We start from the raw sequence: 17478 nt of genomic DNA, 5'->3' as shown, positions 1-17478 counted from the left end.
GGGATGAGTTAGACTTCGAGAATGCCCGAATCGCGAGAGAGCTTCTCGAAGGAAAAGGAACTAAATCTCCTGTAGATACCTTCTCTGCCGAATTAGAGTCCGGATTTGATGAGACATTAGTGGATGAGATTGACGAAAATGGAGTGATTGAAGGAATAAGTATCAATTTTAAAGGGTTTGAAATTCTTATCTTGGGTGAATATGTTGAGGTTGGCGACGTGAAACTTGAGTTCCCAAAAGCCAAAATCAAAAATATTAACGAGGTCGAAGATGCGGCAGATACTAGCTCTGCTGTCAATATGGAGATGGTTCCTGTAGGACAGACATCAAAAATACAACCAATCTGACTGTCCCGGATGAGTCCCACAACTACCAGGTGAATCTACTGTCGTTATATCTAATTGTGAAATACATTTTCCCTTGAAATCTCACGGATCATTTTATTTAGATACTTATCCCCCAGCTGACTATTTGTATGAGCCATGCTGACTACATTTAGGTGCTGACTGTATGCTCTAAGTTTTACACGACAACGGGTAGCAATACCAGCAAGCTGTCTGGTGCCCACCAGGAGAGAGAAGAGCCAGCGACACGATGCCGTATCAGTGCCCGCCGCCCGCGAACGCCAGCGTGCGGACGAGCACGAACACCCCGACAGTGGCGTAGACGGCGATGAGTAACACCATCACCGTCGATTCCGGCAGGCGATTATTGAGGTAGGCCCCGGCCTGGCCGCCAAAGACACAGCCCAAGGCGACGAACGAGCCGGTGACGAACGGGACCGACAGGCCGCTCGTCAGCGCCGGCGCGAAGGTGAGCAGGCCGATATTGGTGAGCAGGGGGGCGACGATCGTGGCGTGGAGGACGAGGGCGGCCGTCCCGGTCGACAGGGACAGCGGGACGCGCCGGCGGATCGCCAGCATGGTCTGGGTCAACTCGCCGATGGCGATGCCGACCAGGCCCGCGAGCGTCCCGCCGAGTAGCGTGATGAGGACGTCGGGGAGTTCGAGATGGAACGCGGTGGTGTCCTCGCCGTCGCCCAGCAGCGCCCGGCCGTTCGCCCGCTCGGCCGGTGTCTCGGCCGCCCCACCCATGGTCTCGCTGGGTGGGGTCTCGCCCGCGTCGTGCCGGTCCGTGAGGACCCGAGTCCGGGGCTCGTAGTCGGTGTGCAGGACACTCAGCAACGACAGTTCGGGTTTCTCGGCGACGGTGTCGATGATGGAGGGGCCGTGTTCGTGGGCCTCGTACAGCACCAGCGAGAGGGCAACCAGCAGGAGACCGAACCCGACCATCAGCACCGTCGAGGGCACGGCATACGACACCGTTCGCGCCAGGACGGCAGCCGGGATCGTGATGACCAGCAGCTTGCCGGCGACGTTGAAGTCGATCTGGTGGCGATACCAGTAGGCCAGCACCGACGAGGAGTACCCGAACAACTCGACGTACAGCGCCAACCCGATGGCCCCGTTCGTCGCCAGGTCCGGAAAGCCAGGGACGAATACGGGAAACAGGAACAGGAACGCGGGGACGAACAGCACCGCCGCCTCCATGGCGAAGGTGTTGACGATCGTCGCAATGGTGAACCCCAGGAGCACGAGCGTTAGCAGGCCTATTGGGGAGATTCCGGTCCCGAACATCTCAACACACAACCGAGAATGGGGGCCAAGGGCGGTAAGCGGGCGATGCTCCATCAAGGAGTGACTGGTACATACTGAGCCAGCCATGGATCGAGGCAGAAAAACGACGTGTTCTCGGCCGTCTCTGTGACACGCTCACAGTCGCGATCACCCGGTGACGTGGTGGGAGGCGGGACGGGGCCCAAGCGGGATCCGGACGCGCCAGTACAGAGTGACAATCGCCGCCGATCCGTTCACAGCCTCCGACGGGCGCTAGCGGTCGATTCATCCTCGAAGAAGCCCGTGACGATCTTCTCTTCAGCGCGGTGCAGCGTCCCGATTAGCCCTTTCGTTCCGCGCTGTTTGGCCGTTCTCACGAGCGAGCCGTCGCCGAAACGTCTTTCAGTTTTGGATAGTTATTCTATCCATGGGCAGTAAAAATATCCAAACTGGTGTGTCACTCGCCTTGCCAGTACCCGTACCACCGACGGGACTGTTCAGCCACGGTTGTACCCCCGACGTATTGGGTGTTCTCGTCGACAATCCACATACTGCATTCGGCATTCGGGATCTGAGTCGGGCGACGGATCACCCACATCGGAGTATTTCCGCGGCCGTCGAGGACCTTGAGGCCGTCGGGTTTGTCGAAACTGAGCACGACGGTCGGAAGAAACTGGTTCGAATCAATCGGCGTCGGCTGGACAAGCCCGATGACCCGATCGTCGGGATTCCCCAGCCCGAATTCCACACCCCAGTCCGGGAACTCCGCGCCCGCTTGACCGAACAGCTGGACGAGGTTCGTGGGATCGTGCTCTTCGGGAGCGTCGCCCGGGGTGAGGCAGACCGTCGGAGCGATATTGATTGTTTCGTGCTCGTCGGGGGAATGCAAGCCACCGCCCAGCGAATCGCCGACGAGATCACTGGCGAACTGAACGAGGAACCCTTCGACGGGGACCGCTACAAGTTCCACATACTGGCCGAATCCATCGAGAGCGCCAGTCGACATGGGGATCGACTCCGTGAGATCTTCGCGACCGGGCTCACACTCGATGACTCCGAGGCCCTGTCTGCGCTCAAATCGGAGGTCCTGACGGATGGACGGTAGCTACGTCGAGACAGCACTCACGGACGCCGAAAACGCTTTTCAGGACACCCGCGGTCATACTGCCGAGTCCGGACTGGCCGTCACTGACAGTGCGCTCGTCCAACTGCGGAAAGCGTGCCGTCTCTTGGAAGCCGCCCGGACGCTCAGGGAGCGAAACGGCTACTACACGGTCGTGATCGAAGCCTCCTTTGTCGCCGTCGAGCGGAGTCTCCAATTCTACCTCCTCGACCGGGGACACGTCTCGGCGGAAGACCTACGATACGAGCACACGAGGGTCTACCGACACGCAACCACTGTGAACTTGTTCAGCGAGGCGTTTGCGGACCGACTCACACAACTCTGGCAACAAAACCGGGCCGAGGTGTACTACCGTGAGACTGTCGCCAGTGCCGAGCAAGCGGACGCGATGGTGGCGCTGGCCGAAGCTGTCCATCGGTATGTTCTCGAGTACGCGTCTCTGGAGCACGACTGCGTCTGTTCGTCGAACCCGTGATCGCCATTACGTACAGAAAATAAGATAATTATGGCAACTCTCAGTAAAAGAGAATAATTGATGAAGAATCACATTTCCCTGGAGAAGTTTGGTGAGTGTATGCGAACGGAAGGGATAAACTCCTCTCGTCGAGGATTTTTAGCTGTAGCGGGGAGTGTTCTATTGGCCGGGTGTTCCGAGATGGCATTTTCAGGTACATCTAACAGTACAACCCCTACATCTTGGCCGAGCGTACAAGCAAACACCCAAAACACGGGATTCACTGATGGTGCTCTCCCTTCCAATGTCTCCGAAACGTGGATCTTTTCGACTGGCCGTGGGTGGCTCTCTCCCATCATCACCGATGGTGGGGTCGTTACGGGGACGGTCGACGGCGTCGGAATGGTTGAGTTGGAAACGGGCGGACTGCGGTGGGAACACGGAGTCGGTGGCGTCGTCTCGGCCAGTCCGACAGCCTCAGCGGAGCGAGTGTACGTTCCGGTACAGACAAAGCAGGGAAGTCAACTGCTTGCGTATCACACGAGGGACAAAGAACCGCTGTGGACGGTGGACCTTCCGGATGAGAAACTGTTTTCTCCGTCCGTTTCAGACCGAATTGTCTTTGTTCGAACGTCGGAACGATTGCTGTGGATTGACAGCGAGTCTGGAGATGTTCTTCACCAGACGGACGTGCCAACGTTCGAAGTGGGCGCTCAAAAAGCGCGTAAAGACATATCTATCGCAATTGACGAGTCACGAGTCTACGTCCCTAACGAGAACAGCGTTTCGGCATACAGTCGAGAGTCACGCACCCATCTCTGGACAGTTCCTTCACGTAAGGTACGTGCGTCACCGACGGTACACGAATCGACTGTCGTCGTCGCTGGCGTGAACGATGGTATTTTGGCAGTTGCGGCGGACACGGGCGAAGTACAGCAGCATTGGAGAGATCCTACGCCCTGGACATCACCCGCGGCGACTGACACGGCACTGTACGCGACGGATGGGTTTGCCATTGTCAAAATTGATCCCGAGACCGGGAAACGGATCTCCAAACACGACTTGCAAGGAGATATCTATTCTTCGCCGGTTGTCGTTGGTGACACTGTCATCGCCGGATCGATCGGTCGGGGACTGATGGGACTCGGACGGGATTTACAGTCCCAACGCTGGGTGATGGATGAGGCGTTCAACACTGAGTCGACACCTGCGGTCGCAAACGGGCACGTCGTCGTGAATCATCCGGATGGAACACTTCGAGGTTACCACTTCGAACCATAAGGGGAGGACTGGCCGGCTATGCTGTCAATTGGCAACGCCGTCAATCACACCTGCCGTCTTGCGCTCGCCGTTGGCTCGTCCTCGAAAAAGCCCTTGACGATCTTCTCCTCGGCGCGGTGCAGGGTTTCGCTGCATGTCGATTTGGCCATGTCCATGGCGTCGGCCAGTTCAGTCAGCGTACACTCCCGCGGCGTGTCGTAGTAGCCGCGGTCGATGGCTTCTTTGACGAGTTCCGTCTGACTGTCGGTCAGGACCTGTTCGGGTTCGACGTGCTGGCGGAGTTGCTCGACGGTGAAACTGATCCCGAGCGTCTCCAGTTGCTCGCCCAGTTCCGAGAGCCGATCCTGGGAGGCGGTCAACTCCCAGCGGGCCTGGCCGTCCCGGATGTCGAAGGGGAGTTCCAGCGGGATGCCCGACCCAACGATCGGAAAGAGCAGGAGGGGATCGGTCGTCTCGAACTGCACGAGCGCCTGATCGTCGTGCCGGCCCAGCACCGCCAGGTCCGTGACGGTCTCCTCGTCGTCGATCGCTGTCACGACTGCAGGGACGTCGGGTCCGTCGACCTCGACCAGCCCCACTCCGGATTCTTCCCCCTTCGGGAACGCCGAGAGGACGCGAATGCGTGACTCGGGATGATCCTGGGAAAGCGCGCCGATCCAGATGCGTCGCGGTATCGATAATGTCAGCGTCGCGTGTACCATATGGGGAACGTGTTCGGGCTCTCGTAGGGTAATTGTTCCGAACATATTCGCATACGATGGCCGCCAGCCCGCCGGCAGCCGAACTGGTTCGACGACAGATTAACGCGAGCGGGGGGCGCTCGTGGATGTATGCAAGAGGTCACTGTCTCGCGGGACGTTTCGGCAGCGCCAGACGCGATTCGGGGGGCGTTCGAGGACGTGGGAGCGTTCATGCGCGCCGCAGGATTCGATGACGTCACGGTCGAGGGCGATCGTGTCACCGTCGGGCGAACTATTGGGCTGGCCGAACTCGAACTCACCCTCGAACTCGTCGACAGCGACGCCGTACTGCGATACGAGCAGGTCGAGGGGATGTTCGACGAAATGTGGACCACGTATCAGGTCGAAGATGGAGAGGACGGGGTGACGATCACGGCGATGACGGAGTTCGAACTCGGGGGGATGATCGGGTCAGCGCTGGACGCCACGCTGATCAAGCGCCAGCGGACGAACGAACTCGAAGAGCAACTGGCGTACGTCGCCGAGACCGCCGAGTGACGGCAGCCAGTCGAGGTGCTTACGAGCCGGGCAGGATGTCGCCCAGCGCGCCACCGACGGCCATCGGCAGGATTGCGGCGGCGAGTTCGCCGAGGGCAACGAGTGGTTCTGAAAACGTCAGTCGACCCCACATCGTCATCAGGACGAGGGCAGTCGCCGACGCGATGAACAACACGCCGGCGAACCGATGGGGAACGATTCCCAGCAGCCGTTTTTTCACGCGGACGTCCTGGATCTCGGCGACGTAGAGAATCCCATAGACGAGGGCGAAGGTAAATCCCGCTGTCCCGACCAGGAAATGGGGACGCGTTGCGAGGTACGCCCCGACCTCGCTGGTCCCGCCTTCGACGAACATCGGGATGCCAAAGAGGACGCTGCCAAGCAGCGCCTCGGAGGCGTCGGCGCGGTCGAACCCCGCGATGACGCGGCCGAACGAACCCTGTCTACTCACGGATAGGGCAGTCTCCCTGACGGAATCGACACGTTCGCGTTCTTCGGGGCTGTCGACGGTATCTTCGAGTTCGTCCAGTTGCTCGACCAGGTCGGCGATGTCGGGTTCCACGGTCGATTCGCCCGAATCCGCTCCGTCGAAGATGCTCATAACACACTGTCCGCTTGCCCGCTACATGAACGTGACTCGCGGAGACGGATCGATCAATCTCGCTGCACGTCCGCCCCGATCGAGTCCAGTACGTCGAAGAAGTTTGGGAACGACACGTCGACGTGTTCGCTACCCCGGACGGTCGTCTCGCCGTCGGCGATCAGCCCGGCGATCGCCAGCGACATCACGATTCGGTGGTCGGCCCGTCCGTCGACGTCCGCGCCCGATAGATCAGTGTCGCCACCGTGGATCGTCAGCACGTCCTGCTGTTCGGTGACGTTCGCGCCCATCGCGCCCAATTCCTCGGCCATCGCGCGGACGCGGTCGGTCTCCTTGAAACGGACGTGTTCACAATCGACGATCCGGGTGTCGCCGTCGGCCACGGCTCCGAGGACCGCAATCGTCGGCAAGAGATCGGGTGTGTCGGCGACGCTGACCTCGACGCCCGAGAGATCGGAGCGCGAGACGGTGATCTCGCCCGCGTCCCGATCCCACTCGATGTCCGCACCCATTCGATCGAGGACGTCGACGATCGCCGAGTCCCCTTGCGCGCTGGGATGGGCGCTCGTGACGGTGAGTCCCTCGGGGGCGGCGAGTGCGCCCGCCGCCAGCAGATAGGACATCGAGGAAAAGTCACCCGGGACAGCGTACTCACCGCCCGCGGGATCGTACGTCTGGCCGCCCGGCACTTCGAATCCATCGGCCGTCGATTCGGCCTCGACGCCGAACGCCTCGAGGACTTCGATCGTGATGTCGACGTACGGCGCGGACTTCAACGCTGTCTCTAAGTCGATTTCGATGCCCTCGTCGGTGACGGCGCCGGCCATCAGCAGCGCAGTGATATACTGCGAGGAGACATCCCCTGGGATCGAGACGGAGTCTCCGTCGACTGGCCCTTTCACGACGAGCGGGGCCTGGCCATTCCCGCGCGTGCTCTCTGCGCGCCCATCGAGCTGTTCGACCGCATCCAGGAGCGGCCCCTGCGGGCGCGACCTGAGGGAGTCGTCGCCCGTTAGCACGGTGATGCCATCGGCGAGGGCAGCCGTGGCCGTCACCAGGCGCATCGTCGTGCCGCTGTTGGCACAAGTGACGATATCGTCCGGCACCGACGGTTTCCCGTCGAAACCAGTTATCTCGAGGTGGCCGTCACCGCGATCGACCCTGCCCCCGTAGGCCTCGACAGCTCCCATCGTCGCCTCCGTGTCGGCGCTGACCAGCGGATCTCGGACGGTTGCGCCGTCGGCGTACCCCGCGGCGAGGATTGCACGGTGCGTGTAACTCTTCGAGGGCGGTGCCTGTACCGTCCCGTCGACTGTCGACTGGGAAACGTGGACATCCATGCGCGAGTGATCGGGAGGGGGCGACATGAGGGTACCGGTGCACATCCCAGCCAGACCGTATCGATCAGCCAGTGGTGTGTTTGACGGCCCCGTATCTCTGCCAGCTGCGTGTCGTTTGATGTGTGACATGATGCCATACATTTTTCCGCTGAACCGTTTGATATCAGCACATGCGCGAGTCGATTCGGGTGCTTCACGTCGACGACGACCCGGACTTTCTCGAGCGGACGTCGACAATGCTCGACGCCGAGGGCGATCGTCTCACTGTCGAGACCGCATCGAGTGGGGCAAAAGCGCTGGAGATGTTGGGCGAGGGTCGATTCGAATGTATCGTCAGTGAGTACGAACTGCCTGGCCGAGACGGGCTCGAATTGCTCGATGCTGTCCGCAGCGAGTATCCGGATGTGCCGTTTATCCTCTATACGGCTCGCGGATCGGAGGGGGTTGCCAGCGAGGCCATCTCGGCGGGCGTCACCGATTATCTGGAGAAATCCGGTGACCCGGCACAGTATACCGTTCTCCGTAACCGGATCGAGAACGCCGTCGAGCAGTATCGGGCCAGCGAGCACGCGGCGATACTGGATCGTGTCCGCAACACGGTCCGTGACGTCAATCAGGTGCTGGTCCGCTCGCGATCTCGGTCGGATCTCGAACACCGAGTGTGTGACATCGTCGCGAGCGGGAAGCCCTACGAGTTCGCGTGGATCGGCGAGCGGGATGCCGACGAAGGCATCGTCCGGCCACGCGCGAGCGCCGGAAACGGTGAGAGGTATCTGTCCGACATCACGATCACACTCGATGACGTGCCGACTGCGGACAGTCCGACCGCCCGGGCTCTCCGGGAGAACGACCTTGCTGTGGCGCAGTCGATCGCCGACAACGATGCGTTCGCCTCCTGGCGGGAGGCCGCCCTCCAGTGTGGCTTTCACTCCAGTGTGGCCGTTCCACTGTTCTTCGAGGATGAACAGTACGGCGTGTTGAACGTCTACAGCGGCAAACGAGAGCCCTTCGACGACGCCGAGAAGGACCTGCTCCGCGAACTCGGCGGTGACATCGGGCACGCGATCCATCGTCTCGAACAAGAACATCGCTATCGGCGGCTCTTCAAGGAGTCCATCAACGCGACTGCCGTCCACGAACTCCGGACGGACGAGAACGGCCAGCCGGTGGATTACGTTTTTCTCGACGTCAACGAGGCCTTCGAGAACACGACTGGGCTCGAACGAGAGGTGGTCGTCGGCGAGCGTGCCACAGACGTCCTGACGGACCTCGACCCGTCCTTTGTCGAACGATACGGGCAGGTTGTCTTGGAAAACGAACCGGCCCGGTTCGAGCACTATGCGACATCCTTGGATACACATTACGCCATTCGGGCGTTCCCGCTTGGCGGGGACCAGTTTGTCACGACGTTCATCGACATCACGACCCTGGTCGAGCGCGATCAGGAACTGGTCGAGACCAACACGCTCCTCTCGACGTTACTCGATACCCTCCCGTTTGGCGTCCTCGTCGAGGACCCTGACCGGGAGATCATGGCCGCAAACCCGAAACTCTGCGAGATCTTCGATTTCTCCGCTGACTGCGAGGAACTCGTTGGCGAAGACTGTCTGGCGGTCGCGGCGGACGTCAGTGACGATCTCGAGAACGCGGACGGGTTCCTCGAACGTATCGAGGAGATCTTGGCTGAGAGAGAACCCACGCTGAACGAGCACATCGAAATGGCTGACGGCCGAACGCTCTCCCGGAGTTACATTCCGTTCTCGCTGCCCGACGGCATGGGGAATCTCTGGCTCTATCAGGACGTGACCGACACTATCGAACGCGAACGCGAGCTACAGCAAATCAACGACCAACTCGAATCAGTGCGCGATCAACTCGAACTCGCCCTGGAGACGACCAACGCCTATACGTTCGACTGGCACCCCGAAGACGAGGCGATCCGGCGCTACCCGACCTTCGAGGATGTCTTTGGTATCGACTCCTCGGCAGTCAAGCCGGTCTTCGATACCTATTTCGAGATCGTCCCACCGGATCACCGCGATCGGATCAAAGACGCCATCCAGCGTGCGATCGACGAGGGGGCCAGCTATGATCTCACGTACCCGGTCGAACCGGGTGAGGAACGGATCTGGGTCCGCGAGCAGGCCGAAGTGTTGACCGACGGAGACGCACCTCGCGTCGTCGGGACGGTCACCGACGTCACCGTCTTACGGGAGTACGAACGGGAACTCGAACGTCACAACGAACGCTTAGACGAGTTCGCGGAAGTTGTCGCACACGATCTTCGGAATCCATTGAACGTCGCCACCGGGCGGGCGACCCTACTCGAGGAGTCCTCTGAGAGTGAACACACCCGTCCGTTGATCGACGCCCTCGAACGGATGGGGGATATCGTCGACAATACACTGATGCTCGCCCGGCAGGGTGATACCGTCGGCGAAACCGAAGCCGTTGCAGTGCCGGATGTCGTCGAGCAGTGTGCGGCGATGATCGATACCGAGACGGCCTCGATCGAGCTCGCCGACGAGTTTCGGATCCGAGGCGATCCCGATCGCGTTCGCCACATCTTCGAGAATCTCTTCGGCAACGCGGTCGAGCACGCGACCGGAGGGAGTGCAGCTTCGGCCGCCGACGAATCGGAGCTGCCCGAGGCTGTGACGATCACTATCGGGCAGCTCAATAATCGCGGCTTTTACGTCACCGACGATGGACCTGGCATTCCCGAAGACGAGCGGCCAGATGTCTTCGAACCGGGATATACTACGACAACGGATGGGACCGGGTTCGGGTTGACGATCGTCGAACGGATCGCCGATGCCCATGACTGGGATGTCACCGTGACTGAGAGTCGGGAGGGTGGTGTGCGCTTCGAGTTCACCGGCGTCGACGTCGTTGCCTGAACGCTGCGTGACGTCGATCGTAAGCGTCGATCACTGGACGCTCGCACTGGAGGCGCGATTGATCATGTAGACAGCAATCGCCCCCAGGATCACGTCGAGGACGATGAGCACCGCCAGTGAGGGGACGAGCGTGTTCCAGATCCCACCGAACGCAGTGATATCGAGGACTTCCATGACGTCGGCATCGAGCATGAGTGCCCGCGCAGCGTCGACGCCATACGTGATCGGGTTGTACGTCGCGACCGTTTGGACCCACCCGGGCATCGAACTCACCGGGAGGAAGGCACTGGAGACGAACAACAGCGGCAACTGGACCATGTTGGCGGCGATGATCGTCGACTCCTGATCGCGCGTGATGAGCGCGATGACGTTCGAAAAGGCCAGGAACCACAGCGCGAACAGGATTGCGATACCGATGATCGCCAGCGCACCGGGCAGGCCAGTGGCGACGTCTGCCCCGAGGATAACGCCAAGCACCAGGATGATGACGACCTGGATGACGATTCGGATCAGTTCCGAGAGCGTCTTGCCGAGGAAGATCGCGACCCGGTTCATCGGCGTGACCAGCGTCTTCTGGAAGACGCCGCTCTCGATGTCGTCGACGAGCCCGATTCCCGAGGAGGAGGCGACGATCAGCGCGATCTGGACGGCAATCGCGGGTACGAGATAGGACTCGTAGCTGATCCCACCTGGGAGCGTCCCAGTGACGACGTTCCCGAATATCTGCGTGAACAGGACGAGGAAGATAATCGGCTGGACGAGCGAGGACACCACCACGAATGGATTCCGAATCGCGTTGATGTTCCAGCGCATGAAGTTCGTCCAGATGTCCCGCAGGAACGTATTCGACGTCCGGACAACGTCCCTGTCGTCGACCGTATCTGTGCTCATGGGTTCCCTCCATCGGCGGCTGTCGACGGATCAGCGGCTGTCTCGACGCGCTCTTCGTCCGAGCTGGCGTCGGCGTCGACGTGTTCACCGGTAATCGCGAGGAAAACGTCGTCAAGCGTCGGCGAACGGACGTTGAACCCGGTGACGGTGATTTCCGCATCCCGGAGCGCGACGAGTAGGTCCGGGCCACGCTTTCGGGCCTCCCGAGAGGTTATGGAGATGCCGTCGTCGGTGAGCTCAACGATTGGGTCATCGCCGAACAGGCCGTCCGAGCGAACGATTTCGGCGGCCCGTTCGCGGGCTTCGGTCCCATCGTCGAGTTCGACGTCCAGAATTTCGCCGCCCACCTCTCGTTTGAGTGTCTCGGGCGAGCCGTCGGCGACGATTTCGCCGTCGAGAATGACCGAGAGTCGATCACAGAGGTGATCGGCCTCCTCCAGATATTGGGTCGTCAGGAAGATGGTCGTCCCGCGGTCGTTGATCTCCTCGAAGTAGTCCCAGAGTCGGTTGCGCGCTTTCGGATCGAGCCCGGTCGTTGGCTCGTCCAGAAACACCAGCGGCGGCCGATGAACCAGTGCCATCGCGGCGTCTAAGCGCTTTTTCATACCACCTGAGAAATCCTGGGCTTGCTTATCGGCAACGGCAGCCAGATCGACGAGATCGAGCAACTCTTCGATGCGGTCGCCTCGATCGGCACTCGGTACGCCGTAGGCGTCACAGGCGAATCGGAGGTTCTCCCGGGCGGTCATCTCGTTGATGACGCTGGTCTCCTGGGCCATGTACCCGATCGACTCACGGATCTTCTGGGCCTCACCCTCGACGTCGAACCCGTTGACGTGCACTGACCCGGCAGTCGGGGCCAGCAGCGTCGCCAGGACCTTGATCGTCGTCGTCTTCCCCGCGCCGTTGGGGCCGAGAAAGCCAAAGAACTCCCCCTCGGGGACGGCGAGGGACACGCCCGAGACCGCTTCCGTCCCGTCGGCGTACGTGAGTTCGAGACCCTCGGCTTCGATCGCGCGGCGGCGATCGGTGTCAACCGGCCTGTTCCGGTCGTCGTCGCTGTTCGTACTCATCGCCCCGACTGTCGGAGCCACGCAGGGAAAAATGGATTGATTGAATATTTATTCAACACCGTTTTGGTTCTTCGGCCCCTCACTGATCGTATGGATAGCGACGACAACCGGGTACTCGTCACCGGGGCGACGGGGACCGTCGGCTCACGCGTCGTCGGGGCCCTCGCTGACTGGGCGGGGACGGTTCGGGCAGCCACGCGTGATCCGGACGAGACGTCCGTATCGGCTGCTGACGAGACAGTCGCGTTCGACTTCGAGCGTCCAGAAACGTGGGGGCCCGCGTTCGAGGGCGTCGATCGTCTCTTCCTCGTCCGGCCGCCGGCGATCAGTCGCGTGGGCGAGTCGATTCTGCCCGCGATCGACGCTGCCGGGCGGGTGGGTGTCGAGCACGTCGTCGTGCTATCGGTTCTCGGCGCGGAGAACATCCCGCTGTTGCCACACCGCCGCATTGAGAAACACCTCCAGGGCAGTTCGCTCGACTGGACGTTCCTGCGCGCGTCGTTTTTCATGGAGAATCTTGTCGAGACACACGGTCAGGAAATCGTCGAGCGCGGGGAACTTGTCGTCCCTGCGGGTGATGGCGCGACGAGTTTCGTGGCTGCCGATGACGTCGCCGCGGTCGGCACGCGGGTGCTGACCGCCTCGGGCCATCGGAATCGAGCCTACGACCTCACAGGCCCCGCAGCGCTGACCTACCACGAGGTCGCTGCGACGTTGGGGACGGTCCTCGATCACGACGTGCAGTACACTGAGCCGTCGCTGCTCGAATTCGTCCGTCACTCCCGGATCGGACGGCCCTGGGGATTGACCGTCGTCATGGTCGGACTGTACACGACTGCACGCCTCGGTTTGGCCGAGCGAGTTTCCGTTGACGCAGAACGGGTTCTCGGTCGCCCACCCACGGCGCTTGCCCCCTGGGCCGGGGCGAACCGTGACGCCTTCGAGGCTACAGGGGCACGGGTGAGCTAACGGAATGTCGTCCCATCATCTCTTTCCGGACGAGCCAGCGGAGACGCGCATCGGGATTTTGAAAGCCACGTACGGGGCCTTGCGCGAACACGGCTATGCGGACCTGACGATCGAACGTATCGGCGAACACTTCCCAAAGAGTACGTCGTTGATCTACCATCACTACGATGGCAAGGACGAACTCCTGCGTGACTTTCTATCCTATCTGCTCGAAGATGCTGAGGCAGACCTCGGTATCGAGGGCGACCTGGGTCCCGCCGAGCGACTGGGGGTAATCTTCGATCGCGTGTTCTCACCCGACGACGACCCCGAGGCAGCGGCGTTCCGGCAGGCGATGGTCGGGCTGCGAGCCCAGGCGACGACCGATCCGGCCTACCGGGAACACTTCAGCGAACACGACGCCTTCTTCCGGGATCGACTCGCTGCGATCGTCCGTGAGGGTGTCGAGGACGGCACGTTTCGTGACGTCGATCCCGAGGCCGTGGCGACGATGCTCCACGCGACGATTACCGGGGTAATGACCCAGCAGTCCACGGCCGATGTCGACCACTCGACGTTGCGGGCGGAGGCCGAGGCGTACGTCGAAACGCGGCTGCTGGCCGACGGTCGATAACCCTTTGGCCGCGGCGGGTCGATCAAAGCGCATGGACACGGATTTCTCACAACTGGACGAACGACTCGGCGAGTTGGAGGCTGACGGCTACCTGCTAGACGCCGACGGCACCGATCCGAACCAGCAGTATCTCTCGGGATTCGACGCCCCCGACCCATTCCTGACGCTGTACGCCGGGGACGTGCATCTCTTCTTCCCCCGAAGCCTCGAATTCGGGCGAGCCAAGCGGGAATCGGATGCCGAAAGCGTCGAGCGATACGTCGATTACGACTACGATCGATTGCGCGAGGAGTTCGATCGGCGCGAAGCCACAGATCGCGTCCGCGCCGCGTTTCTCGCTGCCCACGACGTCGAGCACCTCGTCGTCCCGCCGCGGTTCCCGACCGGGGCTGCTGACGGCCTCCGAGAGCAGGGCGTCACTGTCTCAGTCGATTACGACGACGTAATCGAGTCTGTCCGGGCGACGAAGACCGAGACAGAGATCGAACACGTCCGGACCGCCCAGCGGGCCAACGAGCGTGCGATGGCGGCGGCGGAAGAACTGATCCGCGGGGCATCAGTGGACAGCGAGAGACGACTCATTCACGACGGCGACGTGCTGACGAGCGAGCGCGTCCGCGAAGAAATCGAAGTGACGTTACTCCGGAACGGCTGTGCGCTCGACGAGACGATCGTCGCCTGCGGGGCCGACGCGGCTGACCCCCACGATCGCGGGAGCGGGCCACTCCTGGCCGACGAGCCGATCATTGTCGACATCTTTCCCCAGGACAAGGCGACGAAGTACCACGCCGACATGACCCGGACGTTTCTGGTCGGTGAGCCGAGCGAGACGATTCAAGAGTGGTTCGACCTGACCAACGAGGCACGAGCGGCCGCTATCGACGCGGTCGAACCAGGCGTTACCGGGGAAGCCGTCCACGATGTCGTCTGTGACATCTACGAAGACGCCGGATTCGCGACGCTCCGGAGTGACGGGAGTACTGAGACCGGATTTATTCACACGACTGGCCACGGCGTGGGGCTTGCCGTTCACGAACAACCCAGTATCGGGCCGGGTGGGGACGAACTCGAACCCGGCCACGTCATCACGATCGAACCCGGACTGTACGACCCCGCAGTCGGTGGAGTCCGTATCGAGGATTTCCTCGTCGTGACCGAAACCGGGGCCGAAAATCTGACTGACTATCCAATCTCGCTTGTCGAGTGAAGTCTATCATTTACAATCGTTATATTTATTAGCCCGGCTATCGTCGGGAGAGATACGATGTTCAAACTCCGTGTACGTGGCGCAGCATTCCGCTGATTCCGGTCAGCATCGTCTTTCGACCACCTGCGAACCACGTACCGATGAGTTCCAATCCGAACCGACGTCCGACCGAGACCGCGTATCGCCCACCAACTACTCAACAGCCGGAAATCCCGGAGCACGATCGTTCGCCAGGCGCGGACTCGCCTAACAGCGATCCTTCGTCTGCACCGAGCGTTTTTGCCCCGGCTGAACAGTCGAGTCTGCCGGATATGTTCGAGACGGAAGCCGAGTATCAGGATCGGTAACATCACACGATCGCTCGGCTCGTCACGCGGACGCAATGCCTTTCTCGCGTGGCACCGACCGGGCATGTATGACCGAATACACCACGGTATCGATCCCAAAGGATCTCGCCAACCGCGTCGAGGATACGATCGAGGGGACGAGTTTCTCATCGACGAGTGATCTCGTCCGATTTTTGCTCCGGAGTATTGTCATCCAGCACCAGCAATCAGAGGAACTCACCGAGGCAGAGTTCGACGAAATCACGTCCCAGCTGCAGGACCTGGGCTATCTTGAGTGAGCGATGACATTACCCACTGTCGTTCAGGCTTCGAAGACTTCTTCGGGCGGCTCGACGTCCAGTAACTGGAGATCCCGCCGGGTGCTGTCCCGGTCGAACGTAGCGATCGAGTCTCGATCCCAGGGCGGGACGGCGACGAACAGCACCTCGTGGAAGTCGTCGGACTGGGCCGGTTCGAGTCGGCCCTCGGGGTGAGAGACGAACCGCCCCTGGGTCTGGCCGACCGGCGTCCCAAGGTCGACGCCGAAGACGAAGTTGACGGAGTTGCCGGCAGTGGGTACATAGAAGTGTGTGAACACCGGCACGTCCCCGGATAGGTCTACGTCCGGGAGATCGGCGGCTGGCGTGACCGACACCGAGATCGTCGTTGGATCGGGTGCTTGCTCGCCAGCGCGTGCTAAGAGCACGTCGACGAGCCCTGTCGTCGCATAGATTGGGTCCGCGTCCATCGGCTACCCGAAGAGTAGGTCTCGGAGGGACTCAGCGTACAGCCGCGGTGCGCGGCGGCGAGCGCCGTCCAGTGCTTCGGTCACTGCAGCACTCGCCTCTGTCGTCACTGGTGGGCCGTGGCCGACGAGAATCCGCTCGGGGTCGAACTGTCTGAGTCGCCGGGGCGGACGGTGGCGTCGCATCGGGTGGACACCGAGGGGTCGTCCGCCAGTTGTGAAGTACGACACTGTGCCAACCGATTCCGCGACGACCAGTGTGCCGCTGTCCTCGTCGTACAGCGCGGCCTCCTGCCAGAAGCGTGAGTTGACGATCGGATAGACCTGAAACGTTTCGGCTAGTGTGGTCCCAAATCGCTCGACGTCGGCGTCGATCTCGCCGGCGACGCCGTCCATCCACTCTGGCACGAACACCGGGACATCGTGGCGTGTGGCAATCGTCTCGCAGTCGCGTTTGTGCCGATCCAGCAGGATCACGACGCCGGCGACTTCGCCCAGGTCGGCGAGATGGTCGTCCAGTCCGGCGACGTCAACCGGGTCGACGAGCCAGACCTCGCCGTCGACGCCCAGCGCGTGACTCGCCCGCTGCATCGTTTCCTCGGGATGTGCGATCCAGGTCGAACCCCCCTCGCGGCGGTCGACCGGCCCAACCGTTCCGGTTTCGGACCCGTTCGTTGGCATACATCAGATTACGGTCCGAACTGGCATAAACCATCAGTCGTCGGATGATCTTGAGGTGGCGACTTCGACCGTGGCCAATTGCGCTCAGGTTTCCCCCGACCGCTGATCATTCGAGACGGTCCGTATCGATCTCTACGCTCGGGGGGGTAACGATCAGAAAGCCCCTGAAGTGAACCAGGCTCCCGCCACTGTCCCGAACGTCGCGGGCGAACCCACCGGCCTGCTCGTTGACGTCTCCGTCGACGTTCAACACCAAGATGGCCCCGTTTGTGATACATCTCACCCACTCCTCGTCGGGTGTCGTCCCGTCGAGGATGTCCAGGATGACGCGGTGGTCCGCGCCCTCGTCGCCTTCTAGCTGAGATTCGACGGCCTGCAGATCCAGATCGAACTCGGGCATACACACAACTGCGTTCGGCG

The 17478-nt window shown here is 61.4% G+C and carries 19 protein-coding genes; 10 read left to right on the top strand and 9 right to left on the bottom strand.

Annotation, left to right across the window (positions count from 1 at the left end):
* Positions 1-347, top strand: a 347-nt coding sequence (locus tag HZR20_RS13485; protein WP_181687266.1) for a hypothetical protein, incomplete at its 5' end; no start/stop codon positions are given.
* A 255-nt stretch (positions 348-602) separates the two neighbouring features.
* Here HZR20_RS13485 and HZR20_RS13480 read toward each other — a convergent pair.
* On the bottom strand, positions 603-1637 hold the full coding sequence (locus HZR20_RS13480) for a sulfite exporter TauE/SafE family protein (protein ID WP_181687265.1): 1035 nt from the start codon (positions 1635-1637) through the stop codon (positions 603-605).
* A gap of 406 nt (positions 1638-2043) precedes the next feature.
* On the opposite strand from HZR20_RS13480, the gene HZR20_RS13475 reads away from it, so the two are divergent.
* Genes HZR20_RS13475 through HZR20_RS14835 form a run of 3 tightly spaced genes read left to right on the top strand, consistent with a single transcriptional unit; the run spans position 2044 to position 4474 of the window.
* Complete coding sequence (locus tag HZR20_RS13475) at positions 2044-2721, top strand: nucleotidyltransferase domain-containing protein (protein WP_181687264.1); 678 nt, start codon at positions 2044-2046, stop codon at positions 2719-2721.
* Entirely contained in the window at positions 2711-3214 is a 504-nt protein-coding gene (locus tag HZR20_RS13470) for a hypothetical protein (protein ID WP_181687263.1), read from the top strand. Before HZR20_RS13475 ends, HZR20_RS13470 begins: the two co-directional genes overlap by 11 nt.
* A 60-nt stretch (positions 3215-3274) precedes the next feature.
* The gene (locus tag HZR20_RS14835; RefSeq protein ID WP_181687262.1) at positions 3275-4474 is read left to right on the top strand and encodes an outer membrane protein assembly factor BamB family protein; all 1200 of its coding nucleotides are present in this window, start codon (positions 3275-3277) and stop codon (positions 4472-4474) included.
* A 44-nt stretch (positions 4475-4518) separates the two neighbouring features.
* On the opposite strand, the gene HZR20_RS13460 is transcribed toward HZR20_RS14835, so the two are convergent.
* Positions 4519-5175, bottom strand: a complete 657-nt coding sequence (locus HZR20_RS13460) for a helix-turn-helix domain-containing protein (protein ID WP_181687261.1) — start codon at positions 5173-5175, stop codon at positions 4519-4521.
* Between the two features lie 129 nt (positions 5176-5304).
* Here HZR20_RS13460 and HZR20_RS13455 point away from each other — a divergent pair, with 129 nt between their 5' ends.
* A complete protein-coding gene (locus HZR20_RS13455; protein WP_181687260.1) occupies positions 5305-5712 on the top strand; it encodes an SRPBCC family protein in 408 nt (135 codons plus the stop codon).
* Between the two features lie 19 nt (positions 5713-5731).
* On the opposite strand, the gene HZR20_RS13450 is transcribed toward HZR20_RS13455, so the two are convergent.
* Together HZR20_RS13450 and aroA are read right to left on the bottom strand one after the other, a co-directional pair.
* Positions 5732-6313: a DUF2391 domain-containing protein gene (locus HZR20_RS13450; protein WP_181687259.1), complete on the bottom strand. Its 582-nt coding sequence runs from the start codon at positions 6311-6313 to the stop codon at positions 5732-5734.
* A 53-nt stretch (positions 6314-6366) separates the two neighbouring features.
* Positions 6367-7653: a 3-phosphoshikimate 1-carboxyvinyltransferase gene (aroA, locus tag HZR20_RS13445; RefSeq protein ID WP_181687258.1), complete on the bottom strand. Its 1287-nt coding sequence runs from the start codon at positions 7651-7653 to the stop codon at positions 6367-6369.
* A 170-nt stretch (positions 7654-7823) separates the two neighbouring features.
* Here aroA and HZR20_RS13440 point away from each other — a divergent pair, with 170 nt between their 5' ends.
* Positions 7824-10553 (top strand): ATP-binding protein, encoded by a 2730-nt coding sequence (locus tag HZR20_RS13440; RefSeq protein WP_181687257.1) that lies wholly within the window; start codon positions 7824-7826, stop codon positions 10551-10553.
* Between the two features lie 30 nt (positions 10554-10583).
* Here the strand turns inward: HZR20_RS13440 and HZR20_RS13435 are convergent, their stop codons facing one another.
* A complete protein-coding gene (locus HZR20_RS13435; RefSeq protein WP_181687256.1) occupies positions 10584-11444 on the bottom strand; it encodes an ABC transporter permease in 861 nt (286 codons plus the stop codon).
* Positions 11441-12517: an ABC transporter ATP-binding protein gene (locus tag HZR20_RS13430; RefSeq protein WP_181687255.1), complete on the bottom strand. Its 1077-nt coding sequence runs from the start codon at positions 12515-12517 to the stop codon at positions 11441-11443. The genes HZR20_RS13435 and HZR20_RS13430 overlap by 4 nt, the downstream gene beginning before the upstream one ends.
* 90 nt (positions 12518-12607) lie before the next feature.
* Between HZR20_RS13430 and HZR20_RS13425 the strand changes: the two genes are divergently transcribed.
* From HZR20_RS13425 to HZR20_RS14660, 4 genes are all read left to right on the top strand, one after another.
* Positions 12608-13486: an SDR family oxidoreductase gene (locus tag HZR20_RS13425; protein ID WP_181687254.1), complete on the top strand. Its 879-nt coding sequence runs from the start codon at positions 12608-12610 to the stop codon at positions 13484-13486.
* Between the two features lie 4 nt (positions 13487-13490).
* Positions 13491-14099: a TetR/AcrR family transcriptional regulator gene (locus tag HZR20_RS13420; protein ID WP_181687253.1), complete on the top strand. Its 609-nt coding sequence runs from the start codon at positions 13491-13493 to the stop codon at positions 14097-14099.
* Between the two features lie 31 nt (positions 14100-14130).
* Positions 14131-15306: a M24 family metallopeptidase gene (locus HZR20_RS13415; protein WP_181687252.1), complete on the top strand. Its 1176-nt coding sequence runs from the start codon at positions 14131-14133 to the stop codon at positions 15304-15306.
* A 415-nt stretch (positions 15307-15721) separates the two neighbouring features.
* A complete protein-coding gene (locus HZR20_RS14660) occupies positions 15722-15931 on the top strand; it encodes a ribbon-helix-helix domain-containing protein (protein WP_181687251.1) in 210 nt (69 codons plus the stop codon).
* A gap of 23 nt (positions 15932-15954) precedes the next feature.
* On the opposite strand, the gene HZR20_RS13400 is transcribed toward HZR20_RS14660, so the two are convergent.
* The 3 genes from HZR20_RS13400 to HZR20_RS13390 form a co-directional block, all read right to left on the bottom strand.
* Positions 15955-16380 (bottom strand): hypothetical protein, encoded by a 426-nt coding sequence (locus HZR20_RS13400; RefSeq protein ID WP_181687250.1) that lies wholly within the window; start codon positions 16378-16380, stop codon positions 15955-15957.
* Between the two features lie 3 nt (positions 16381-16383).
* A complete protein-coding gene (locus HZR20_RS13395) occupies positions 16384-17058 on the bottom strand; it encodes a hypothetical protein (protein WP_181687249.1) in 675 nt (224 codons plus the stop codon).
* A gap of 106 nt (positions 17059-17164) precedes the next feature.
* Positions 17165-17458, bottom strand: a complete 294-nt coding sequence (locus tag HZR20_RS13390; protein ID WP_181687248.1) for a DUF5779 family protein — start codon at positions 17456-17458, stop codon at positions 17165-17167.
* Positions 17459-17478: the final 20 nt, after the last annotated feature.

This window comes from Halorhabdus salina, assembly GCF_013839425.1.
GTDB lineage: Archaea > Halobacteriota > Halobacteria > Halobacteriales > Haloarculaceae > Halorhabdus > Halorhabdus salina.
The sequence above is the reverse complement of the archived record's forward strand: the minus strand, read 5'-3'. Positions and strand labels throughout refer to the sequence as shown.